The sequence below is a fragment of the Bacteroidota bacterium genome, assembly GCA_018266755.1.
Taxonomy (GTDB): Bacteria; Bacteroidota; Ignavibacteria; order Palsa-1295; family Palsa-1295; genus JAFDZW01.
In genome coordinates this window covers 513,360-538,200 of the sequence record JAFDZW010000005.1, presented here as the reverse complement: position 1 = coordinate 538,200, position 24,841 = coordinate 513,360, and the positions used below count along the sequence as shown (strand labels likewise).

Genomic DNA, 24,841 nt, shown 5'->3' with positions numbered 1-24,841 from the left:
CTGTAAAGGAGTTCTGAAGATGACATCACCAAAACAGACAATTCGATTGCTTGTTGCTGCCGCTGCGGTAGCGGCGACGCTCTCGAGCTGCTCGAACAAGGCCACTGAAGAGCAGATGAAGACGTTGCACGAACTTGATCAGCGTCGCGACGGACTCGTACAAGACCTTGATCGGGCGAAGAATACGCTGCGTGATGCGCAGGGGAAACTCGCTGCACAGGACCGTGATCTGGCCGATTGCCAGCAGCAAACGCAGGCAGTCCGCGATGGCTTGGCCCAGTGGCCGAACATCTGGCCGGATGCGAACGAATGGAATCCGCCGCCGCCGCCTCCGCCGGCCGTCGAACCTAAAGCAAAAAAGAAACACCACTAATTCACGAGGAGAGATAGAACATGAAAAAGATTCTTATCTATAGTATCGCTCTTCTTGGATTCGTGTTCGCTACGAGCGCCTTCGCGCAGTACGGCGAAAACTTCACCAAGGACCAGGCTGATTCCACCATTAAGTATCGCCGCGCCGAGATCGAAAAACTCGAAGCGGACCTCAAGACGACCAACGACGCGATCGCCAAGACCAACGCTGACATCCAGCAGCGCATGGCCGATGTCGATAACTGTCGCAACTCGCTCTATGCACTCTGCGGCTCCGATCGCAACGGCTACAATGCCTATCGCGAACGCGTCGCACGTGCCGAGCAGGAGCTTGCTGCACTGCGTTCGATGTCGCCGACACAGCTTGCGCAGAATAAGGCTCGCGTGGATGCACTCGAGACCGAAATTCGCAGCCTGCGTGGCAACAAGCTTGTGTTGATCCCTGATCACCGCACCCGCGTGCAGGCACTCTCGAACGGCTTCATGCAGATGAAGAAAGGCATGATTCCGCCGGAAAAGACCTACACCGTCGGTACGTGGAAGAAGGACCGCGACTGCTTGTGGAACATCGCCAAAAAGCCGGATATCTACAACGATCCGTTCGCATGGCCGAAGATTTGGCACAATAACCAGGAGCAGATCAAGAATCCGGATCTGATCTATCCGGGGCAGGTGCTCAAGATCTCGGACACGCCGGTGACCGATCAGGACAAGGACTTGACGGGCTATCGCCATCGTAAGCACTAATCCTGAGACGACCTTCTGACACCAACGTCGAAACAAGGTCGAAGTTTGAAAAAGACCGTCTTTCCGGAACGCCGGGAAGACGGTCTTTTGTATTCTATATGGGACACTGTTGTCCCGTGAACTACGAGACCCCTGCATGGAAGTAATCGAACGGAAGATCCGAGTTTCTCCGACCGAGGCGCCAGTCCTCTTCGGTCCCGCCGACCAATTCTTGCATCTGATCGAGCAATCGTTCGATGCGCGCATTATCGCACGCGGCGATTCGATCCTGTTACAAGGATCGCCGGAAGAAGTGTCGATGATCGAACGCATCTTCGCCGAGTTGACATTTGTTCTGTCGAAGTCCGGCGCTCTGTCGAAAAAAGATGTGACGAACATCATCGATATCATTTCGTCGGGGAAGGAAGTCCGGCAGAATGTCGATGAGCTCGAATCGATCGTGCTCTTTACACACAGCCAGCCGATCCGCGTCAAGACGCCGACGCAGATCGCATACTACAAAGCCGTCAAACGGAATGATGTCGTCTTTGCGATCGGACCGGCCGGTACCGGGAAGACCTACCTTGCGGTTGCAATGGCGATCGCTGCACTCAAGAACCGGGAGGTTGCGAAGATCATCCTCGCCAGGCCGGCGGTTGAAGCCGGCGAGAGCCTCGGTTTTTTGCCGGGCGATCTGACGCAGAAAGTGGATCCGTACTTGCGGCCATTGTACGATGCAGCCGAAGAAATGATGACGGCCGAAAAACTCAAAGGGTATGTCGAGCGAAATATCGTCGAGGTTGTGCCACTGGCATATATGCGCGGCAGAACGCTCAACAATGCATTCGTGATTCTCGACGAAGCACAGAACGCGACGGCGTTACAAATGAAGATGTTTCTGACCCGTATCGGCAACGGCTCGAAGGCGATCATCACCGGTGACGTTTCCCAAATCGATCTGCCGACCCGTACGCAATCCGGCCTGGTGCAGATACAAGACGTCCTGCGGGGAATAGAAGGCATCGAGATGGTGTATTTCCAGAAGGCGGATGTACTTCGTCACCGGTTGGTGCGCGAGATTATCGAGGCCTACGAGAAGTTCAATAGCGGACCGGAGCTGCAACTTCCGGCCGATAAATCATAACGATCTGTTTCCCAAAACACGAGCGTGGATCTGTTTTCCATCGGCTTCTTGACGATCACATGGGTGGACATCCTCGATGTTCTGCTTGTGTCGTTCCTGTTCTACCGGCTGTATATGGCAATGCGCGGGACGATCGCCGCGCAGGTGTTTCTCGGGCTCATGCTTGTGATCGTCGGTTCCGTTGTGGCCAAGGCAGTGGATATGAAGGCGCTGTCATGGATACTCAAGACGCTTACCGATATTTGGGTCATCGCGCTGATCGTGTTGTTCCAACCGGAGCTTCGCAGGTTGCTGCTATTCCTCGGTCGTAATCCGATTTTCAAGTTCTTTATCCGTACAGACGTGTCGGAATATGCCGACATCATCGTTCGCGCATTCGAAGAGCTACGGATGCGTCACGAGGGGGCGCTCATCGTCGTCATACGGACGACAGATATCAAGCTATTCGTCGATACCGGCTTGCCGCTGCATGCGCAGATCTCGAAAGAACTGCTGGTGAGTATTTTCAATAAGCGCAGTCCGCTGCACGACGGAGCAGTCGTCGTGAAAGACCGCTACATCGAGGCGGCACGATGCACGCTTCCGTTGTCGCAGGTGGAGTCGATGGGCGAGAAAATGCTCGGGACCCGACATCGTGCGGCGCTCGGCATCTCGGAACAAGCGGATGTTGTAGCATTGGTACTGAGCGAGGAAACAGGCGAGTTCGCCCTGGCAAAAAACGGACGGTTGTCTCTGAACTTGACGAGTGACGAACTGCGTGAACGCATCACCGAAGCGATCACCGGCCCCATCCCTACGAAACAAGAGCAGATATCACTTGTCGGAACGGCAAAGGATTACGCACTCGAATCTCGCGAAGGACCCGATCGATAATCAATCTGCTGATCGAATACGTAGCACATGTTGGAATCCAGAACTACCGGACGGACACAGCACGCCGCATCGAACCGATACGCGCAGGAGCGCCGCGCAATGGTCGATTTTCTCCGAACACGAGGAATTAGTGATCCCGCAGTATTAAACGCAATGCTAACGCTTCCGCGCGAGATATTTCTCGAAGGACATTTTGCCGGTCGTTCCTACGAAGACTCCGCGCTTCCGATCGGCTCCGGACAAACCATCTCGCAGCCGTACACTGTCGCCTTCATGACGCAAGCCCTTGGGTTGAAGCCGGGAGACCGAGTCTTGGAGATCGGCACCGGGTCGGGCTACCAAGCGGCAGTACTCCGCGCTATTGGGTGCAAAGTGTTTACGATCGAGCGACATCTTCCGCTCTTACAAGATGCACGCAAGCGGTTCGATGCCCTCGGATATCACGATATTATTTCTCGGGCAGGCGATGGCTCTCGCGGGTGGGATGAATATGCACCGTACGATGCGATCATCGTTACCGCCGGCGCACCCGATGTACCGGAGACACTGGTGAAGCAGCTTAATCCGAATGGCGGTCGTCTGATCATCCCCGTCGGAACGCGTGATGTGCAGCGAATGTATCTGGTGACCTCGCACGAGGGAAAGCTTTCGGTGAAGGAATTTCCGGAGTTCAAGTTCGTCCCGCTGATCGGTAAAGAAGGCTGGGAAGGGTAGTGGAGATCGAGGTCATTACCGGCCCTACGGCAAGCGGCAAGACTGCTCTGGCTATCGAGCGAGCTCGAAGCGAACCGCGAATTGAGATCGTCAATGCCGATGCCTCGCTATTGTATCGGGGATTCGACATCGGCACAGCAAAACCATCCCCCCACGAGCAGCGCAGTGTTGCACATCATCTCATCGACATTCTCGATCCTGACGAGTCCTTTAGCGCAGCCGATTTTCAGATACAGGCTCGGAATGCTATTTCCGACATACTCTCGCGTAGGAAGATACCTGTCGTCGTCGGTGGGACCGGATTCTATATCGATGCCTTATTCGACGGGCTGTCTGTAACTGAGGTTGATCCTGTTCGCCTTGCCGATGCACGCAGATCGTACGAAGCACAGCTTGAAGAAAAGGGGTTCGACACACTGCTTGCCGAGCTGGAGCCGATCGATCCTACACTGTTCGCGCAGATTGCCCGTGAGCTTAATCCGCGACGGTTGCAACGAGCATGGGAGTACTATTTAGCCACCGGCACTCCGCTCGGCAAGGCTCGATCGGAAAAGCCCGAGCCCTTCGAACATCGCCCGAAGTTCACCGTGCTTCAGATTGAACGCGACGAACTGCGTCGGCGCATCGAACAACGTGTCGATGGAATGCTCGGAGCCGGTTGGCTCGCCGAAGTGAAGAAGCTGATCGAGCACGGTGTCCGGCCGGAAATGCCGGCGATGAAAGCGATCGGTTATCGGTCGCTCGTGGAAGTTCTTCATGGCACAAAAACGTTAGAGGTAGTGCGTGACGAGATTATCGTGCAAACGCGACAGTATGCCAAGCGTCAAGTCACGTGGATGAAACGCTATGTCAGATCGTAATACGATTCGAATCGCACTCAATACGCTGAAGCTATTCGCCTATCACGGCGCCTATGCCGAAGAACGCGAACGCGGGAATCACTTCGAGATCGACCTGGCGGTCGAGATCCCGGTGCCCCGAGCGGCAACGAGCGACTCGCTCGAAGACACGATCGATTATGTCAGCCTGGCAGAATGTGTCCATCTGGTGTCATCGCAAAAACATTATACTGTCTTGGAGGCATTTGCGCATGACCTCTGCCGCGAGGTTATGGAATTGCATCCCGAGGTGCAGAGTGTGACGGTAGAAGTTCGGAAACTGCAACCTCCGATGCCGCATGAACTTGAGAGCGTCAGCGTACGAATGACTTTACCATAGTCTCTCCTTTTCCACCCCTCTATGCATCACGCATATATTGGCATTGGGACGAACATCGAACCACGGTTCGAACGAATGCGAGCGGCTATCGAAGCACTTTCGATGATCGGTTCGATTGCGGCCGAAAGTGAGATCTATGAGACCACCCCGATGGGATACACGGAGCAATCCGACTTCCTGAATGCTGCCGTTCGGCTTGAGACCGATCTGAGTGCGACCGAACTCCACACAGCGCTCAAAGGGCTCGAACGTCATCTCGGCCGTCAGCACCGCGAACGCTGGCACGAGCGAGAGATCGACTTCGACTTGCTACTGTTCGATGACGAGGTTATCCTGAGCGAAACGCTGACCGTCCCGCACCCGGAAATGTTGCGTCGGGCGTTCGTGCTTGTGCCGCTTGCCGAGATCGCCCCGGACTTAGTCCACCCGGTCCTCAAGAAGACGATGGCCCAGTCACTTGGAGAATTAGGTGGGACAGGGGGCGGCGTTCACGTATATTCGAGTACCGACTAACGACGGAGTGCACCGCCGCGTGGAGAAGATCGCAGTTACCAACGACCAGCAGTATGCAATGAGCCGCTCGACGAAGTTCGATTCGCCGCAGCCGCGCTATATCGCCGTCGAAGGACCGATCGGGGTCGGTAAGACGACGCTCTCCGAGCTGCTCGCCGAGCGATTCCGGGCGCAGCTTATCCTCGAACGCTACGAAGAAAATCCATTCCTCGAGAAGTTCTACCGCGACCGCAGGGGCTCCGCGTTTCAAACACAGTTGTTTTTCCTGCTTTCGCGCTATCGGCAGCATCAGGAGATGACGCACACCGATCTCTTTTACGAAAATGTCGTTTGCGATTATCTCTTCGCGAAGGATCGCATCTTTGCGGAGGTCAATTTGAACCGGGACGAGCTCAAACTCTATGACGAGGTCGCACATGCGCTCAACAAGACGCTGCCGACTCCGGATGTCGTCATCTACCTTCAAGGAAGCGTAAGCTTGCTGCAGCAGAACATCCGTAAACGCAGCCGCAGTTATGAGCAGGGGATCAATCGGGAATACCTCGAAGAGCTGGTAACAGCCTACAACGATTTCTTTTTCCATTATCGCGACAGCCGGCTCATCGTTGCCAGTTGCGATCACTTCGATTTCCTCGGTCGCCCAGACCACTTCGAGCGATTGGTAGAAACGATCATGCGCTTTCCATATCCTCCGGTCGAATATATGGTATCGAGCGAGTCGTTCTTTCTCCCCAACGAAGAATAGAATTTCCTACCGAATACCCCCAAAAGAGAACATCCCCTTGCGGGGATGTTCTTTCATCATCATCATGAGTCACACGGCGATCACTCGCCAGTATGACAATCCATGCAGCCGAAGCCCTTTCCGGTCTTAGGGTCGAACGGCTTCATCCCGAGGAGCTGTGCCATCTGCGGCTTCACGGTCTCGGACATAAACTTCATACATTTGGGCTTTTTCTCGTTGAGCGCCTTCCATCCTTCCGGTGTCTTGGGCAGCTTCGGAAGCTTCGGGTTCGGCATTTTGAAGCTCTGGTCTTTGACGCCGTCGCCATGACACAACATGCACTTCACTTCGCCGAATTCGGTCGAGTCAAATTTCCTGAATACATCGCGCATCTGCGGCATCACGACCTCATGCATATACTCTTTCCGCTGTTTATGGGACATTTTCTCCCATGTCAGTCCGGTCGAATCTGCATTGATCACAACGTGATGGGGCGTAGCCTGAATGGTGTCGGCTGAAGGTAGTGCGATGTAGGTCGCAAGTGCGACGGCTGCAATAGCAGCGGTAACGAACGATACAGTCTTGGTCATGCGAGCGAATACATTGTGGTCCAAACTCTCCCAACACACTTCAAAGGAGCCCGGCAAGCTATTGGATGTATCAACATCCAATGAATCAACACACAGACAACGGGATGTAGTTCTGACTTTTGAGAGCTATTTTGCACTGCTGCCTGCGAGATACCCAATGTTACGCCGGACATTGTTCGACTCGAGCAGCGCAATGATGGCGAAGAGTGTGCGGACGAGAAATTTCGGGCTCCGAAGTTTGCGGCCCAGTTGCGTGCTATTTGTAGTGCTTGTCTGCAGGAGCGTTGCGTAGCGAGCTTGGTCTGCTACGGCAAGATCCTCGGCTGTCAGCCAACTGAATGCACGGGCGATGTCCATGCTGAAATGAGCGACTTTCTCTTCGGTATGCTTATAGAATACGGTCACGAGACCGATGAGCGGCGAACACTTGCTCATGGATTTCAATACCTGAGGGACTTGCGTGGCGAGAATATCATTGACCTTCATGAAGTCGGCTTTCAATGTGAGAATATCGACCGACGGCGACGTTGCGGCGGATGCAATCGCCAGATCAAAATTGATATGCGCGTTCATCCCCAAGAGCAAGTGCTGCAGAATGATCGGGCGACGACGGTTGGACGCTTCGAATGCGACGACCCACGGAGCAGTTGGCCGAGCGGACGACTCGAACTCTTCCAATGCAGTAAAGTACCGACCCGCGAAGGTGACAGCAAGCCGTTCGAGCAATTCCGGATTATCGAACGTGCGCTCGATGATATTACGACGAATCTCGATCGTAACCTGGCGATAGAGTGCGGCAAAATAGCCGAGCCGGGAAGCGTTTTGTTCGCACTGGTGTACGATCTCCTCCATTCGGGAGATGACTTCGTCGATCGTGCTGGGTAACTGCTGCATGGGCGATTCCGAAATGATGATAGAGTCCAACAGTGAGGTATGGTTCGCCGTTCGATTTGGGGGTCGAAACTCTTTGTTCGTTCCTGTGTCTTTCCTCTATGATGTACTGGAGGAAACGCAATTGGGGGAGATGCGAGAGTCGGCAGAGAGTATTGGTGCTACTCGGTATTGGATTGTTCGTCGTATCGCTTCTGAGAGCTAATATTGCGCGATCCCAGGAATTTCCCGAACGCAGTTCGGATGATTGGGGAGCTGAGTCAGGCAGCCGAAGCATCGGCGTCCTCGGCATGCGAGAGCAGCATAACCACCACATTACGCTCTGGGCTGGGATTGGTGGTAGTGGAGCGTTGGCTCATACGGCGCCGCTGGCATATGCCGGTGGATTGTCATGGCAATCGTATCACTTGCTGCTTGGCGGCGACATCTTGAGAAACACGAGTGTACAACGAACTCCTCCTCGGTACTCCTGGACCGAGATCGATGCCACCGTCGGCTATGCAACAGCGCCGCGCGATCTGATCGCATACGGTTTCCTGCCCGAACAGCTCACCCTCTCGGCCTCTGCCGGATTGTCGTGGTATAGTTTCGCAACGAACTGGCGACGCGGCCGAGGCCGCGTCGGTGCTCCGGTCCCCGTCGATACGAACGCTTCACATGTCAATACCTATGAATGGGGGTTCGGCGTACCGATCCAACTACAAGCGCATTACACACTCCTGCAATACGTCGGTATCGGTCTCGTGGGGTTTGCGAATATCAACACAAAACGATCCGATGCAGGCGTGCTGCTGACGGCCGTTATCAGCTACTATTAGCTTGGTCAGATGTGACTGAAACTCTTCACTCCGTCGGCGTATTATATCGGTAGTCATTCACGTCGTTAAGGGGAGTATCATGCGTCGTACGATCGGTTCTTTGCTTCTTATCATCGTAGTCGTTGGTGGAATGTGTTCTTGTGCACCGCTGACGCAAGGAAGCAGAGTGCAATACCGACGCACGGAAGTCTTCCCGGCGTATTACCCTTCACAGGCCGGACCGAACGAATCGCCATATAACGGACTGCTTTTCGGCCAATCGAATAGTTATACGTATGGGGGTGCGATGCCGACGAATTTCTGCGGCGATCCGAGCAATCCCCCAGGCGGATTTTGTAATCAGTGTGTTTCTGTCTCAACCCCTATCCGGTAAACCGATAGATGCACATGAGTACCAATAGTCGTTGCTTCGCGCTCGCTGTCGTGCTGGTGGTAGTACAGTTTTATGGCTGCAGTGACTCGTCGGTAAATAGCGGATCCGGCGGGATTTCTGTCATGCCCGGGCCGGGGAGTGTCTTTCACTATACGCAGCTATCGAGTCCCGGAGCATTCGGAGGATTCGATACGATCACTGTAACGGATTCTGTCATTGAATCGGGAGTGTTGCTTGGTAGTCATCGTAACGTGTTGCACGTACTTCGTTCAGTGAACGACGGGTTCACTCCGCCCGAGGATGTGTTCTATAACTTCGAATCGTCCGGTGACGTCACACAGCAGGTCGGAAGCCTGGCATTTCCAGATCAGTCCATCTGGGTCCCATACCCTGTGTACACGCATCAACCGTGGAATGGTTTAGTGATGGATTCTACCTTGAACGTTCAGGGCGAACAAATTCACGAATTGATGTACGATACTGTGTCGTTTCTCGGTTCAGGATTTGCAGACGTGCAAGGGAAATTGCTGCAAACAAGCCGGATCAAGATGCTTCTTGCCGCGACAGCCACGACGACCGACCCAAGCAGCGGTGGTTTGTTAACACAAACGATTAATATAATACGTAACGTAGATTTTGCACCGTCGATCGGTTACTTTACACTCGACCAAGAGATTTCCAGTGCTCTCGACTCTAGTGCCTTAACGGAGACGCAGACGATGACACTGACAAGTTACACGCTCAAGTAGTGTCGGTGCTATGGCGTTTTCTGCTGTGTCTCGATCGTGATCACGACCGTTCGACAAAAAAATCGTCCTTCGGGGAGCGTATTCGAATAGAGGTCTTGCGTTTCCCCGATCCCTCGAACCTGTGCATTTGATCCCACATTCAGTGCCTTTGCAACTACCTGCGCGCGATCTTCCGACAGACGTTGATTGTATGCAGCTTCGCCGACGCGGTCGGTATAGCCGATCACGCTGATGCTGGAGTTCGGTTTGATCTCGGCACGAATTCGGTCCGTGAGCCTGCGGTGATGCTGTGTTAACGACGATGATCCTCGATCGAAGACAATGAGATTGTATCGTTCGATCGACTTTCCTGCAACGAGCGTCGCACGTTCTTTGCCGAGCGTGACTTGTCGGATCGGAAGCGACGTGCTCGATGTGGTTGACCGGCCGATTGAGTCCGTCACAGTGAGCTCGAACATCAGCGAGCCCGGATACTTGGGAAGTGTGCGATCGGTGAATTGCCAATCGAGATGAGCGGGGAGGACTGAATCACGAGCGTCCCACGACGCAATAACTTGGCCATTCTGAAGGGCTGCGATATGCCACGCGCTTGCTCGCGAGATATGCAGCGCAAACGGATAGATTCGCAGCGCAGGCGGTTCAGCCGCCCGTACGGTATCGACGGTTACCAGCGGATCGAACAGACTCTCATCGTTCGATGCGATCTCGACCCGATTCTCTTCCGTGATGATGTCCGGGTCGAGATTCGAAGCAACCTGCGATGGTTGTGTTTGTATGACGATCCGATTCTTTGCAATCTTCCAGATACGTGTGAAATAATCTCGAACGTTCTCCGCTCGTGCACGCGCAATTGCGGGTGCCGTCGTGCTATGTACAATCCCTGTCAGTGTCACTCGTGTGCTCGGCGACGCGGCAAGGCGACTACCGATGATATTGAGCATATCCATGTGCGTCGTGAGCGCATTGCTCGTAGCAACTTTGTTGACTTCGAACCGAACGGCTTCGTCGGAGCCGATCATGTGCATGCGGTTCGGGATCGCAGTCGATACCGAGTCGAAAAACACGAACGGAAGTATCGGCGCTAAATTCTTGGCGTAGAGTTCTTCGACGACGACATCGATGGCCGGCGTTTCGGTACCGTCGTTGGTAAGTCCGACAGCTCGAATGTTTGCTGCGATCGGCGGCGGGGGAACCGGGGTTGGTGCCGGCGGCGGGGGTGGTGGAGGCGGAGGAGGAACTGCAACTTCCTTGCGTGGTGAGTATTCCACCGCGACCGCCGCATTGAACGTGTTCGTCTTCCAGTCGATACCGCTCACTTGCTGGGCAAGTCCGATCGAAAAAAACGCTTGCGGTACGGCATGAAGCGTACCTGAACTATTCAGGGGCAATTGATAGCCTGCGCCGACGACGATCGCAGCGCCGATCGTTGATACATCGGGGATCGAGCCCGATTGTTGATTCCTCGTTCGCTGACGATTCTCATAGAATACTCCGTTCGATGGAGATGTCAGTTCTTCGTGTTGTGCGAAGCTTGCGCTGAGCAAATAGCTCAGTTGCAACCCGGCAAACACACCGAGTTGCGGGGTCAGATCGTATTGTGCGATCGGTTGCAGAGCCAGCGAACTCAACGAGACATCCAGCGTATGACGATCGGTTGCGGCTGTGAGCACACCGCCGACAGAAAGCGGAATGTGCTCGTCGGCATTGAACGTCCCTCCGTGTGAGAGGTAGAGGCCCCTGACGGCGATCGATAGATTCTCGTCGATCGGGAGTCTGTATTGCAGCCCCAGATCCGGCCCGATGCCAAATCCGTTTGTAAAGATCGAGCCGCAATTCGGGACGCCGGGCAGTTGTTCGAAATTGCCGCTGTGCTGGTTCAATGCGAGCCCACCGACGATGCCGACACTCGGACGGCGTTCATACGAAATTGTATCCTGTGCAAACGCACCGGAAACCAGTATGAGCGAAGCAGCGACAGAGAAGAGAATGCGTGTGATAGCGCGCATGATGCGTTCGTTCCGATTAGTGGGTGATCTGCATAATGCGCGTGAGCACCGTCGTCGGTGTCCGCAGCGAATAAAGATAACTACCGTTCGCAAGGCCCGAAACATCGAACGTCCGTGAATACGGACCTGCTTTGAGCGGATTCGAGAATATCGTCCGGACTTCTCGTCCGAACAGATCATCGAGCGTCAGACTCGTGACGCCGTCTTCGATCACTTCGAAGTCGATCCGCACGATGTCAGTTGCAGGGTTCGGGTAACTTTGCCCGAGCTTCAGTATCCCCGTCGGATCGATCAATCGAACAGTACCACCACTACTGCAAAATCCGGTTTCACAGAACGTACCGTTATTGCGGGTAACGGCAACGACCGCATCTGTCCAGTAGAATGTATCGATTATAACATCGGTACAACTATCGGTCCCAAGTGTAGCGACGAAATCAAGTGTCTGCAGTGTGCCGCTTGCAGGAGTTGTCGTGCCGCTGAACGGAACGAGCCGCTCGACACCGTTCATGGCACCGATTGCGGTGGAGCCTACCGACGCAAGCATCGAGCTATTGAAACGGATAACGCCGACATAATTGCGTGCGCCGCGTTGCGCGAGATTCACTGCATTCGACAGAGTGATCGGGATCTGTACCGGATCGCCCGGGACAGCGACGATACTCGCCGGCACGCTCACGGTTGCGGATGCGAGCACTGTCGGATTCACGGTCAACGGAGCCGAGGTATTCTCACAGCCGTTCGCATCGGTGATCGTTACCGTGTATACTCCAGGTGGGGTAGGGGTGAGTACCTGTCCCGTAGCACCAGGGATTACTGAGCCGCCGAATGTCCATTGATATGTACTTGCCGATGAGCTGATCAGCGAATCGTTTGTCTGTGTGATCGTCGGTATAGGCGGAGTAGGGAAGACCGTAACCGTTACCGAAGCGGAAACACCGTTGCAGCCGGCAGTATTCGACACGGCAACCGAGTATGCACCGCTGCTGCCAACGCGAAGTGTTTGTGCCGTGGCTCCGCCGATATCCGTCCCATCCTTCTTCCATTGATACGTGTCGTATCCTGCGCCTGCATCCAGCGTGACGGAATCGCCATCACAGAAACTGAGTGGTCCGCCGGTAATTGTCGGTTGTAATCCTGCGGTGATCGTGATCGACAATGTCCCGGTATCTTTACAACCTCCTGCTGTCGTTTCAATAACCCTCAATGATGCGGTGCCGGGTGTTGCATCTGCCCATTGTATGGTAGCAGTATTCGTGCCTTGCCCGGAGGTAATGGTACCGTTCGTTGGGGTCCAATCATAACTCGAGCCTGCATTCGCTGGGATTGAATAATTCTCTGCGCCGCCGCCGACACAGATGGATGTCGGTCCTGCGATCGTCGGATGTACAGGTGGCGCGATCGTTACGATCACCGGTTGCGATGTCGCAGAGCATCCGGCGGCACTGCTGATTGTCACCGAGTAATTTCCAGCAGAGGATACGACGATCGAACGTGTGGTTTCGCCCGTGCTCCAGAGATAACCCGATGCTGCGTTCGCCGTCAACGTTACGGTTGTGCCGCTACATATCTCGACCGGACCTGCCGGACTGATCGTCGCGACGGGATCGGGACTAATGGTTACAACGACCGGCAGCGACGTCCCGCTGCAACCACTTGACGTCGTTACATCGACAGTGTAGCTTCCTGCTTGTCTGACGACGATCGAATCGTCGGTGCTGCCGGTACTCCAGTGATAGGTCGCAAAACCTTTCTGTGCATGTAGTACGACACTATCGGTTTTGCAGATCACGACCGGGCCTGCCGGAGTCACTTTTGGCACAACATTCGAGCTGACGGTGACGGTTACTTTGCCGGTCGTCTGGCAGCCATACGCATCGGTGACGATGACGGAATACACCGTCGTCGTTGCTGGACTTGCAGTAGGCGTAGCGATATTGCCTGCACTTAGACCTGTGACGGGGCTCCATACATACGTGTATGGCGCTATTCCGCCAGTTGCAGTATCTCCGATGACAGTGGACGACCCCGGGCAGATCGATTCGTTTCTCGTTAGATTGAGCACCGGGCTCGGGTGAACCGTCACCGTTACCGAATCTTCTGCAGTGCAGCCCCGTGCATCGGTAACGAGTATATGATAGGTAGTTGTCTTCGTCGGGGTAGCCTTCGGTGTCGCAGAGTTTGCGCCGGCAAGACCGATCGTCGGAGTCCAAGCGTACGTATACGGTGGTTGTCCGCTGGATGCAGTCGCAGTGAGTATCACCGAGCCGCCGGCGCATGTGCCGGTGTCGATCCCTGCATCGACGACAGGGCTCGGGACTACCGTAAACTCAATCGCGTTTGTGACATCCATGCAGTTGATGCCGTTATGGACTTCGACACTGATCGTGTGCTTGCCGAGTCCGAGTTGCGCTTCTGAAACGACGTACGAAGTGCTATCGGTCAGCCACGGTAGCAATGCGGTGGTATCGTACCAATAGATGTGTTGATACGTCTGGGGCATGACCAGAAAAAGCGTGTCGTGTCCGTCACCACAGACGGTGTCGCGCGAATTTGTGAGTGTCGGAGTTTCGAGATCGCAGAATTGTACGACAAATCCGTCGCGGTTCGTCCCACCGCCGCCGCTTGTTTGGAACGCGCCGGTTGTGGCAATACCGGAAGGACTAAGTGTCGAGCCGGCCATGACCGGGTTCTCAAGTTTATCGATCACACAACCGTAGCCATAATCTGTATATTGCCCGCCATAGTATGTCGTCCAGATCGGTGTGCCGGCTCTGGTGAAGCGGCTCAAGAAGGCATCGAACAGACCGGCGTTCGCAGATTGATATGTTGTGCCCACAGCAATACCGTCGGTACTTGAACTACGTCCGGCCACATAGAATCTCGCGGAATCGAGAAATACCTCCTGCACGAAATCGGCGGTAGAACCGCCGTAGTATGTCGACCACAATCGTTTACATGCGGGGCTGTAGTGGGCGATATAGCCATCGATGCCCGCGTTGAAATTAGGTTGGTACGATCCGGCTGTGGCAATGTTGGAATTGCTCGCAGTATTGCCGCAAATATAGATTGATGAATCGCGATCGACAAATACTCCGCCGAGTCCTTCGTCGCTTGCGCCGCCGAGGTACGTACTCCAAAGTAACGAGCCGGTAGTCGCGTTGAACTTGGTCAAGAACGCATCGTGCGAACCGCCTCCATACACACTCTGTGCTCCACTCGACGTGACGAACCCACTTCCATTCGTGGATGTGTAGCCGCCGACGTACACGTTGCGATTTGCATCTGCAGCTATTGCAAGCCCGACATCTTCTCCCGGGCCTCCGTAATAGGTCGACCAACCGATGCTTCCGGTCGAGTGAAAATACGCGACGAATACATCGTAGCCGGCTCCGCTTAAGTTTTGCTGGTAAGCGGTGGGGGATGCAATGCCCGAACTGCTATTGGTCGTACCAGTGATAAAAATTCGTCCGGCATGGTCCACACAGATCGAACGCAAGCCGTTTACTAACTCTGGTGCGGGGCCGCCGTAATACGTACCCCACTGCCGTGTGCCGGTCGAGTCGAACCGAACGAGGAAAGCATCCGGGGCGCCGGCCATCGTTTGTTGATACACACCGCTGGTTGCGATGCCTGTTGCGCTGGAGGTTTGACCGAAGAGTAGCACATCGCCGTTCGAATCGAGCGCGACACCACCTGCATAGTCATCACCACTTCCGCCGTAATAGGTACTCCACAACTCATTCCCATTCGGATCGAATTTCGCAAGATACGCGTCGTATCCGCCTCCTCGCGTCGTTTGGTATGCGCCGCTCGATGCGATGTTTGTATTCGACTGCGTAAAGCCACAGAAGTAGATATTTCCTGCTCGGTTGATGACCGGGGATTGCGCCTGCTCTTCGCCGCCGGTGCCGCCGAAATATGAGCCCCATGCCGGGTGAAGCGGGTCGATCACGAGATCTTTCGTATGGTCGTAGCGATCGAGACGAAACCGCACTACATCCCGCTCGATCACAAACCCCGAACCGATCTCCGGGTTGATATTGCCACTCTCATCGTGTGGGGTTTGATAGCAGTACGGATGGTCTTCGGTCAGCAGTCCCGCCGGGGTGGCAATATTCAAATCGCCTTTGCCCGTAAGGCGAAGGGAATCCATCCCAGCATATCGGAGCGCTATCACAGATGGATCACCCCCGGGATGCACAATAAATTCGTGTTTGATTCCTGTGGCACGTGCCCGGACGACAAGATCGATCTTCGGATACACATCGCGATAGACGATCGTCTTGTAGTGGGGCACATGGGTGAGTGCGCACTGTGCAAGATAGAAATTAGAGTAACTCGAAGTACGGTCGATGGACTCGATGGTAGGATCGGGATTCGCTCCGACAAGCTCCATGTCCAACCGAGTCAACTGGAGCGAATCGTGTTCGTGAGACGGATGGCTCGGGGCATGACTGAGTCGTTCGATTTCATCAGCATCCGATGTTGTGCCCAGGTGTCGGCCGAAGACAAAGTGAAGGCTGTGTTTGGTCAGGTAACAGCGGACTCGGCTGTCATGCGTGCTGAAGAGTACTTCCGGCATCAGATTGCCGTATTGATCGACCAACTGTCCTCGATTCGGGATGAATACCGACGCGTTATTGCGGCGCGCCGAAGCGAGCACCGACGCCTTGCTGTTCCTCGATTGAGCAGTAATGGTGTGAGCAGACAACAGCAATAACATTGCTGTCGCAGCAATACAAATGTGAGACTTCACTCTGTAACCTCCAATTGAGCGAATGCTACGTATAGGACACACCGATCGTCAACGGTGTGACGCAAAAGGGGAAAAAGATCACACACAACCCCGTGCGGCAGTTGCCAGAACGAATATACGACGTTATGGGGACGACAACCCCTTAGAGGTATCGTGCGACTTGACCCATCTCCTGGAATGGTTGTAGAAATTGCCCGCGAAGCGTCGGGTGAATGATTCCGGCGATGATCTGGATACTTTCCACGAGCCGAGGTCCGGGGCGTGAGAAATACTGCGAGCCGTCGGCGATCCAGATTTCACCGGGAGAATAAGAAAGGTTTGTCCGAAGGGTCTCGGCGTCCCGTCGTTGGCGTTCGACCCCGAAACCGCATTCGGCCAATACGATGATCTCAGCGTGTGCCTCGTTCACTTGCTCCCAGGTTACTTCTCGAGAGGGAGAATGCTTGAACGCCTTGGTATTGCGCCCGCCTGCGAGTTCGATCAGCTCTGGAATCCAATGCCCGGCGGCGAACGGCGGATCGGCCCATTCAAGAAACAGCACGCTTGCTGTGGGCAGGTCTGCGACCTGAGAGGCGATCTTGCTGACATGCTCGCGTAATCCGGCCACATAGTCAATACCGCGTTGTCGCTTACCCGCCAATTCGGAAACGGTCTGGATCGAATCGAAGACTTCATCCAGCGTCCGAGGTTCGAGGTTTATCACCGTCGGCGAGGTGCTTAGCTTCGCAGCCTGCTCCGCAACATAATCGAAGCTGACGGCACAGACCGTGCACAGCCGCTGCGTCAGGATCACGTCCGGTTTCAGCGCTTCGAGGGCGTGGAGGTCAAGTTCATAAATCGACCCTGTTTCGTCGAGTTGCGACCGAACCAGAGCGTCGATCTCTTGGCTCGAGAGGTGTTCGCTTGCCTTGGATCGGGTGATCTTCGACTTCGCGAGTGCGCCGTCGGGGAAGTCGCACTCGTGAGTCACCCCGACGAGCGAATCCTCAAGCCCAAGCGCAAAACAGATCTCGGTGGCCGATGGAAGCAGGGATACGATACGCATGGACGGCAAAACAGTGAAGCGCAGTAGGTTGTCCCCGAACAGAAACGGCTTATCCTCATCGAAAGTACCTTCATAGCCCTTCCTGGTGGGGTGGCCTGAGGCTTTGGTTTCTGCAGCGGATTGAATCCGCCTCGCAATCTGTTTTATGCGCCTTATTCGTAGTCTCGCTTACCGAGCCGTTATACTCGCTGAACCTCGATGCTATCATCCAAACAACTGACGTTTCGTGACCCGGCGCTGGCGCCGATCTGGGATAAAGTCCGCGCAGGGATACGCCTTTCGCTTGAGGACGGTGTCGTTCTCTATCATACCCATGACGTGATCGGTCTCGGCCGTATGGCTAATGAGGTCGCGCGCGCCAAGAGCGGCGATGCGGTGTATTTCGTGCTGAATCAGAAGTTCGAGCCGACGAATATCTGCGTTCTGAGTTGCAAGTTCTGCGACTTTGCCGTCAAGAAGGGGGATCCGGAAGGTTACGAGCAGACGATCGAGGAAATGCTCGGGATGCTTAACCCGGACATCCGTGAAGTGCATATCACGATGGGGCTGCACCCGGATTGGGAATGGCAGTACTACGTCGATATGGTCCGCCGCATCAAGGAAGATTTTCCGCTGATCGACGTGAAGGCATTCACGGCCGTCGAGATCGACTTTTTTGCGAAGAAATTTAAGAAGACACACGAGGAAGTACTTCGTGAGCTCAAGGCGGTCGGATTGCGAACGATGCCGGGCGGCGGTGCAGAAGTCTTTAGCGAACGCGTACGCAAACTGCTCTTCAATCAGAAGATTGGTGCCAAGACGTGGTTTGAGGTGCATCGTACCGCCCATAAGATGGGGATCAACTCGAACGTCACCATGCTCTACGGTCATGTCGAGACGATCGAAGAGCGGCTCGAGCACATGATCAAGCTTCGCGATGTACAAGACGAAACGGGCGGCTTCCTTTCGTTTATTCCGCTGGCCTTCCAACCCGGAGATACGGGGATCAAGACCCGTAATAATTTTACGAGCGCCATCGACGACCTCAAGACCATCGCCGTAAGCCGGTTGATGCTCGATAATATCCCCCATATCAAAGCATACTGGGTGATGCTCACCGCGGAAGTCGCAGCGATTGCGTTGAACTTCGGCGCCGACGATATGGACGGCACGGTTGGGTACGAACGTATCGCCCATGATGCCGGGGCAACAAGCCCAATGCAGATGGCGAAAGAGAAATTGGTCTCGATCATCCACGAAGCAGGGAAAGTCCCGGTCGAGCGCGATGTGTGGTATAATCCGTTGCACATCTTTCCGCCGAAGGATTCTACGGTCGTCAGCAAGATGCCGTATCTGAATTCGGTGCCGTTCTACTCGGCGTACCGTACCGACTCGGCAGAGCTGAAATTGCTGCCGTTGGTGCCGCATGTATTCGGACAGTTCGCCACGGAAGGACTTGTCGATGCCGGCCCGATGTCGCTTATGGATTACGTCGCGAATCAGGATCAGTTCGAGATGATGGACTACGGCGTTGCGGTCAGCGGCAAGGCATATTCCGTGCTGCTGTACTCGCACTTCCAGTGGAATGAGCTTTCCGGCAAGCGCATCGGGATCACGGCCGAGACATCGACGAGTGTCGAATTGCTGCGGGTACTGTTGGAAAAGAAGTACGGCGTGAAGAATGTTACGTTCGAGCGGCTGCACCTAACGAGCGGACAGAACGATTACACCAAATTCGATGCCGTACTTCTGATCGGTGATGAAGCATTGCGCCGTTGGAAGCTCGGCTTGGCGACGTTCTTGAATGTATACGATCTTGCAGAGGAATGGACGGCATGGAAGAAGATGCCGTTCGTCTTTGCAGTGTGGGCTGTTCGTAACAGCGTGGACCCCGGATTAAAGGCTGAGATCGGCGGTGCGATCGAACGTTCGCTTCGCGAAACAAAGGGGCACTATGCCGAGGTCGGGCGCGAACACGCCAAACGAATCGGCTTGACCCGAGAAGACCTTGAAATGTACCTCGGTACATTTACGTATGAACTCGGCGAGCCGGAGAAGGCTGCGATCGAGGAGTTTTTGAAAGAACAAGCAGTACTTGCATAGGCGTACACAATGGACATGCTACAGGCGATCAAGACAAAAGTATTTTCGAACGAACGACTCAGCAACGAGGAAGGCCTCTGGTTGTTGAAGAACGGGTCGTTGCTTGACCTTGCGGAGATGGCAGAGCATGTGCGCTATCGCCACAACCCGGAGCGTCGAGTCACGTTCGTTATCGACTCAAACCCGAACTACACGAACGTCTGCAACATCGACTGCATCTTCTGTGCGTTCTATCGGCATGAAGCAGACGCCGATGCGTACACCTACTCGGTCGATCAGATGATTGAGAAATTCAAAGGCGCCGCCAAGCGTGGCGTTCGGACGATCTTGTTGCAAGGCGGCGTGAATCCGAATATCCCGTTCGAATACTATCTTGAGATGGTACGCCGCACCCGCGCAGAAGTGCCGACGATCCACCCCCATTTTTACTCGACGAGCGAGATCATCGGCATGAGCGACGTGTCAGGTCTGACGGTCCCACAGGTCTTGCAAGCGCTCTATGATGTAGGTCTGAACTCGATCCCTGGTGGTGGTGCAGAGATACTCAGCGATCGCGTAAAGAAAAAGATCTCGAACAAGAAAGGGACGAGCGCGGATTGGATGACGGTCATGCGTGAAGCGCATAAGATCGGGTATAAGACCACGGCCACCATGATGTACGGTCACCTGGAGAATGACGAAGATATCGTCGAGCACCTGAACGCTATTCGAGATCTACAGGATGAATATCAGGGGTTTACCGCATTCATCCCCTGGAGCTTTAAGCCGGGAAATACGCCGCTTGAGAAGATCATCTCGACGTATGCATCGGGCACACGGTATTTGCAGATGATCGCCTTTAGCCGCATCTTCCTCGACAATTTCTCTCATATTCAGGGATCGTGGTTTTCGGAAGGAAAGAAGACAGGCCAGATGTCGCTGCATTTTGGTGCAGATGATTTCGGGGGGACGATCGAGGATGAGAACGTCCATGCGTCCGCGAATTTCGTACATACCACTTCAGTAAAGGAAATGGTCGATCTCATCCGAGATGCAGGCTTCACGCCGGCCGAGCGTACGACCCTCTACGATATCGTCGCGGAGTACGGCGACGGAGAATATCCTCAATCGGTGATCGACTCGGCACGTTTGCACCATCACATCAACGCCGACGTTGTTCTGCCGACGCTTGCCGTGGTGCAGTGAGCCGACGTGTTAGCGACCGGTCAGTTGTGGCACAGTTGATTGACGTAGCCGCATCCAGTCTTCCTCAGACCAACGCGACTCGTATTTCGGTGTAACGAGAATCGGCTCGGTAGCGAAGTTGTCATTGGCTTCGAGCGATTGTTGCGATACGACAAATGACGCTCTGTGTCCCGATATGCCACGCACGACGATGCTTCGGGCACCGTCGACTGCAACTTCTGCCGTACTTCCTGCTGGTACTTCGACATCGTGAACAGTAAATGTTCTGTTTGTCTTGCCTGCAACGGTAGGAATCAGAAGCGTAACATCGCAATGGATTGGTTTCGATGATGCACTAATCTGTGCAATCGGCGAAGCGGTACCGATGCCGCTAAACTTCACGATGGGATGAACCTGCGGATCTCGACAATCGACGAGCCCATAGCCCGTGTTGTCGCCCATTGCGATGCTGGCCCCCGCTGTACCGCTGTTAAATGTAATTTCTGCACTGCGAAGTGCGCCGATGTTGTAGTAGAGCTCAAATTGAAATGGCTTTCCATCGGTAGGTGCATCGCTTGGGAAAAACGGTGCCATCGATCGTAATCCCGTTGTGCCATTCCAATCGACTTGCTTCGTTCCAGGCAGGAAGAGTCGTTTCCCGTTGCTCGTGATCTGCTCGATCGTAGCGCCTTCGCCATTATGAGCGATAAATATCTTATTCAGCAGATCGCCAACGGCAAGGCCGAGCGATGAAGGAACGCGGCCGGTCGGCTCTGCGACCGATACCGGCAGCACCGTGAGATGTCCGCTGCCAGTCGGCCAGATGCCCAGACTTCCTCCCATGTCGTATTTCCATGTCGCGCCGTTACAATCGATGTAGTTCTTATTTGTCGTATAGAAATCTCGATTATCCGGTGTTACCGAATCGGCCCAGATGCGGTTCGGATCGACAACCCAGATTCGATAATGACTGCCTCCGAGATTCGTCATCTTATATGCAATCAGCGTATGCCCTCCGTCTGAAGGTGAAAGCGACTTCGTGATGCTGACCAGAAATGCGCCTTCTTTATCAAGGGTCTGTTGAGCGATCGGCGTCACGAACGTTGCATTCTGTGAATGTCCGTTCAGGAATTGATCGAAGAAGACTTGCAGACATGCGAGCGTGACCTGATGACCATGCATAATGTTGATCGCACGCAAAAGCTTCGGATCGGTCGGCCCGACACCGGACGTACCACCGTAGAAGTTCGTCGGACAACAGAAGCCGAGGTGTCCGCCATCGTTGTTCATCACAAGGCTCAGTAATCCCAGCCCGTAACAATTCCCACTCGTGCCAAGCTTATCCCTAAAGCACAGACTGTAGAACAAGAGATCGAACGGGGCGGTCAGGCCGCTCGAATCTTGCGGGATACCGAACATCGAGTTGCGATAGATGTCCCAGTAATAGACGGGTGTTCCGAAATTCCGGAAGCTCCAGCCGTACTTTTCGGGTGCGTCTTGTGAACGCACGTTGGTAGCGATACTGACGAGAACAATGCAGGCCAGAAGCAGCGATCGAACATGGATCTTCATAGTTGGCTCCTTATGGGTGTAGTGCATTTTTGGGGTCGGAAAGCTGCGTCAGCAGCCCGTCCGCTTTCAGTTGCGCCACCCGGTACCAGTAGGTTTTATTGCGCTCGACCGAATTGTCCGCAAAGACGTTGTCTTTGACGATGTTTTCCAATTGAAGGTACGGGCCATTCATGGTTTCGGAGCGGAAGACGACAAAGCCGAGTGTCGTCGTCGAATCATACGTCGGGGTCCAGTTGATTCGAAGGGCACATGGGCCTTCGACCGATGTGATCGTATTGATCCTCGGGGGCCGTTCGCGATTACTTGCAAACGTAAACGTGCTCATTGCAACGGCGCTGTCAATCTTCGACTCGTTACCGTTCTGGTCAATCCCCAATACCTTATACCAATAGACTTTTTTGCGTTCGACTCGTTTGTCGACGAACGTCCCCGCGCTCATATATGGGTTGCTCACGAGCGGTATCGAGTCGCAGCCAACGGCAGCCGACGGATGATATGGCGAATGCAGGATATGCCCGACCATCGGCGGCGGTTCGACCGTCATGCCGCCAACCCAATGATATGTACCGTTCGCACTATCCGAGCGATACATATGGTATGCCGCAATATCCTGGATCGGTTGCCCGATGAAGTCGATGCGAATCGCGCTGTCGCGGGAATATAGTCCTGCGATAATACCTGGAGGCGGTGGGGTTTTGTCGCGGAGACGTTCGCAAACGACAATCTCCGGCGGCCGGGTCGGTACAGGAAATGTGCCGCTGATGTTTTCTGCCATATCCTGCGCTTTTACAAGGTATGCATAGCAAACCGGCGAGCCGGTTGGGACCGTGTGATCGTCGTAGAAGGCGAGTCCGCCATTTGCCGATGCCCTGTCGAGCGCATCTTTATGCGAGAGTATACCGACGAGTGCGAACGGACCTCCGCAATCTTTCGGTGACTTTGGCCCGCGCTTTTTGTCGCTTGTCTGATAATTGTTGTTCGTCGGTACCCCTGCAGCGGAGACGCGAGGGGTATCGCAGGGGATCCAATCGCCATAATCGCAGAGTGCGCGATAGATCAGGTACTGCGAGATATTGCAGTCGCTATTCGGCTTCCATTCCACTTTGATGTAGTCATCGAACCCTTTGGCCTGTGTGCCTTTGACGTCTTTGGGTTTGGTCGTATCTTTAAGCATTGCACTGACGGCAATCGAGCGTTGGGACTGGTTGCCGGCGGCATCGACGGCCAGAACCCGATACCAATGCGTCGAATCTTTACAGGGATCGCGCAGTGGGTTGGAGTGATCGGTGACCGTCAGAAAGATCGTTGAATCTGCGGGCTGTGCAACGAGGCCGCCGACGGCTGTATTCGGGTCCGCCGGGTTCTCTCCCGAACCGTAGCGGTATACACGATACCCCGTGATATTCTCATCGTGACCGAGCACGTCTTTCGTCTTCTTTGGCCAGCGGATGTCGATACTGCTTTGCGCCTCGCTCGCCGTTACAATAACATCGGTCGGGATGGCGGGAGGAGTCTTGTCCACCGGAATGCCTGAGACGATTGCCGAGAACGGACTTTCATTTCCCAGGATATCCTTGAGTGTAACCTTATAGCTATAGCTTGTTCCGTTCGCCGGCCCGGAAAATGTACCAGCAATCCCGGTGACCGAGCGAGGGGCAACGTGTCCGGCGGAATCCCATCGTTCGTAATCGGTGAAGCCATTCGACGGAGACGGCGCGACGGTGTTACTGTCGAGGTCAACGGTGATATCGGCGCTGATATCGGTCTCGTTCACTCTTCGATACGGTCCGCCTTGCGAACGGTACACGTTAAAGGCGCGGAAGCGCTCGTCCGACGGCTTTGCCCATAGTATTTGCAATTTCGCGTCGCCGATGACGATGCGCATACTCGTCGGAGCGGCGATCGCAGACGGTGTGCCACACGTAATTGTTACCTCGTCGGCGCCTGTCGAAGGAAGTTCTGTCCCTGAGCTATTCACGCGACGGATGCGGTAGCGGTAACTCGTGCCGTTTACTGCCGAATTGTCCTGATAGGCAAACCCCATCACGATTCCGACCTGCTTGCGAGCACGAGCAAAAAGGATAGCGCGATTCCATAGTTTGCCACCGAACGTGTATGTTGCGATGTCGCACACATTTGAAAGCGGGACATGAGTGATGCTATCGGCAAATGCGTTTGCAAGCAAATTCCAATCGGCGGAACCCTGCGGGATGATTGTCTTGAACGTCACACAATTCGTCACCGGCGAGATGGGGGTACTGCCGTTGAGCGGGGTCGTAGGAAAGGATGCATCCGCGGCAAGCTTGCGATAAATATTATACCGAAGCGGTGGGGCACTCGTATCCGGAGCCCACGAGAGATAGACGAACGCTCCGGGTGCCGGCTTCGTAAATCCGCGTAGTTCCTGGGCACGGGTGCGTGCAGTCATGGCAATAAATGCGCACAACGTAAGCAGAGTACAGATCGTATACCGCATTGTCGGCTGAGTCGTTGTTCGGTTCATGTTCA

At 54.5% G+C, this 24,841-nt stretch carries 20 protein-coding genes; 13 read left to right on the top strand and 7 right to left on the bottom strand.

Annotated elements, in window-relative coordinates; all coding sequences use genetic code 11:
• Positions 1–19: 19 nt before the first annotated feature.
• From JSS75_06845 to JSS75_06805, 9 genes are all read left to right on the top strand, one after another.
• Positions 20–373, top strand: coding sequence for a hypothetical protein (locus JSS75_06845; protein MBS1903400.1), 354 nt, complete (start codon positions 20–22; stop codon positions 371–373).
• 347 nt (positions 374–720) lie between these two features.
• The gene (locus JSS75_06840; protein ID MBS1903399.1) at positions 721–1,119 is read left to right on the top strand and encodes a LysM peptidoglycan-binding domain-containing protein; all 399 of its coding nucleotides are present in this window, start codon (positions 721–723) and stop codon (positions 1,117–1,119) included.
• 136 nt (positions 1,120–1,255) lie between these two features.
• Positions 1,256–2,242 carry a PhoH family protein gene (locus JSS75_06835; GenBank protein MBS1903398.1) on the top strand — a complete coding sequence of 329 codons (987 nt, stop codon included), beginning with the start codon at positions 1,256–1,258 and terminating at the stop codon, positions 2,240–2,242.
• 24 nt (positions 2,243–2,266) lie between these two features.
• The gene (locus JSS75_06830; protein MBS1903397.1) at positions 2,267–3,115 is read left to right on the top strand and encodes a TIGR00159 family protein; all 849 of its coding nucleotides are present in this window, start codon (positions 2,267–2,269) and stop codon (positions 3,113–3,115) included.
• A gap of 27 nt (positions 3,116–3,142) precedes the next feature.
• Positions 3,143–3,829 (top strand): protein-L-isoaspartate(D-aspartate) O-methyltransferase, encoded by a 687-nt coding sequence (locus JSS75_06825; protein MBS1903396.1) that lies wholly within the window; start codon positions 3,143–3,145, stop codon positions 3,827–3,829.
• Entirely contained in the window at positions 3,829–4,689 is an 861-nt protein-coding gene (miaA, locus tag JSS75_06820) for a tRNA (adenosine(37)-N6)-dimethylallyltransferase MiaA (protein MBS1903395.1), read from the top strand. The genes JSS75_06825 and miaA overlap by 1 nt, the downstream gene beginning before the upstream one ends.
• On the top strand, positions 4,676–5,047 hold the full coding sequence (folB, locus tag JSS75_06815) for a dihydroneopterin aldolase (GenBank protein MBS1903394.1): 372 nt from the start codon (positions 4,676–4,678) through the stop codon (positions 5,045–5,047). The genes miaA and folB overlap by 14 nt, the downstream gene beginning before the upstream one ends.
• 21 nt (positions 5,048–5,068) lie before the next feature.
• Positions 5,069–5,560 carry a 2-amino-4-hydroxy-6-hydroxymethyldihydropteridine diphosphokinase gene (gene folK, locus JSS75_06810; GenBank protein MBS1903393.1) on the top strand — a complete coding sequence of 164 codons (492 nt, stop codon included), beginning with the start codon at positions 5,069–5,071 and terminating at the stop codon, positions 5,558–5,560.
• 58 nt (positions 5,561–5,618) lie between these two features.
• Positions 5,619–6,305: a deoxynucleoside kinase gene (locus JSS75_06805; GenBank protein MBS1903392.1), complete on the top strand. Its 687-nt coding sequence runs from the start codon at positions 5,619–5,621 to the stop codon at positions 6,303–6,305.
• Positions 6,306–6,385: 80 nt separating this feature from the next.
• Here the strand turns inward: JSS75_06805 and JSS75_06800 are convergent, their stop codons facing one another.
• Entirely contained in the window at positions 6,386–6,874 is a 489-nt protein-coding gene (locus tag JSS75_06800) for a hypothetical protein (protein MBS1903391.1), read from the bottom strand.
• A 126-nt stretch (positions 6,875–7,000) separates the two neighbouring features.
• Positions 7,001–7,768 (bottom strand): hypothetical protein, encoded by a 768-nt coding sequence (locus JSS75_06795; GenBank protein MBS1903390.1) that lies wholly within the window; start codon positions 7,766–7,768, stop codon positions 7,001–7,003.
• Between the two features lie 287 nt (positions 7,769–8,055).
• Between JSS75_06795 and JSS75_06790 the strand changes: the two genes are divergently transcribed.
• Together JSS75_06790 and JSS75_06785 are read left to right on the top strand one after the other, a co-directional pair.
• Positions 8,056–8,583, top strand: a complete 528-nt coding sequence (locus JSS75_06790; GenBank protein ID MBS1903389.1) for a hypothetical protein — start codon at positions 8,056–8,058, stop codon at positions 8,581–8,583.
• A 387-nt stretch (positions 8,584–8,970) separates the two neighbouring features.
• Positions 8,971–9,705, top strand: a complete 735-nt coding sequence (locus tag JSS75_06785) for a hypothetical protein (GenBank protein MBS1903388.1) — start codon at positions 8,971–8,973, stop codon at positions 9,703–9,705.
• An 8-nt stretch (positions 9,706–9,713) separates the two neighbouring features.
• Here JSS75_06785 and JSS75_06780 read toward each other — a convergent pair whose 3' ends face one another.
• The 3 genes from JSS75_06780 to JSS75_06770 form a co-directional block, all read right to left on the bottom strand.
• Positions 9,714–11,711: an OmpA family protein gene (locus JSS75_06780; GenBank protein MBS1903387.1), complete on the bottom strand. Its 1,998-nt coding sequence runs from the start codon at positions 11,709–11,711 to the stop codon at positions 9,714–9,716.
• A gap of 16 nt (positions 11,712–11,727) precedes the next feature.
• The gene (locus JSS75_06775) at positions 11,728–16,437 is read right to left on the bottom strand and encodes a hypothetical protein (protein ID MBS1903386.1); all 4,710 of its coding nucleotides are present in this window, start codon (positions 16,435–16,437) and stop codon (positions 11,728–11,730) included.
• A 175-nt stretch (positions 16,438–16,612) separates the two neighbouring features.
• Complete coding sequence (locus JSS75_06770) at positions 16,613–17,515, bottom strand: cobalamin-binding protein (protein MBS1903385.1); 903 nt, start codon at positions 17,513–17,515, stop codon at positions 16,613–16,615.
• Between the two features lie 198 nt (positions 17,516–17,713).
• Here JSS75_06770 and mqnE point away from each other — a divergent pair, with 198 nt between their 5' ends.
• On the top strand, positions 17,714–19,597 hold the full coding sequence (gene mqnE, locus JSS75_06765) for an aminofutalosine synthase MqnE (protein MBS1903384.1): 1,884 nt from the start codon (positions 17,714–17,716) through the stop codon (positions 19,595–19,597).
• Positions 19,598–19,612: 15 nt separating this feature from the next.
• A complete protein-coding gene (gene mqnC / locus JSS75_06760) occupies positions 19,613–20,782 on the top strand; it encodes a dehypoxanthine futalosine cyclase (GenBank protein MBS1903383.1) in 1,170 nt (389 codons plus the stop codon).
• A 9-nt stretch (positions 20,783–20,791) separates the two neighbouring features.
• On the opposite strand, the gene JSS75_06755 is transcribed toward mqnC, so the two are convergent.
• Complete coding sequence (locus JSS75_06755; GenBank protein MBS1903382.1) at positions 20,792–22,333, bottom strand: hypothetical protein; 1,542 nt, start codon at positions 22,331–22,333, stop codon at positions 20,792–20,794.
• A gap of 10 nt (positions 22,334–22,343) precedes the next feature.
• A complete protein-coding gene (locus tag JSS75_06750; protein ID MBS1903381.1) occupies positions 22,344–24,836 on the bottom strand; it encodes a hypothetical protein in 2,493 nt (830 codons plus the stop codon).
• Positions 24,837–24,841: the final 5 nt, after the last annotated feature.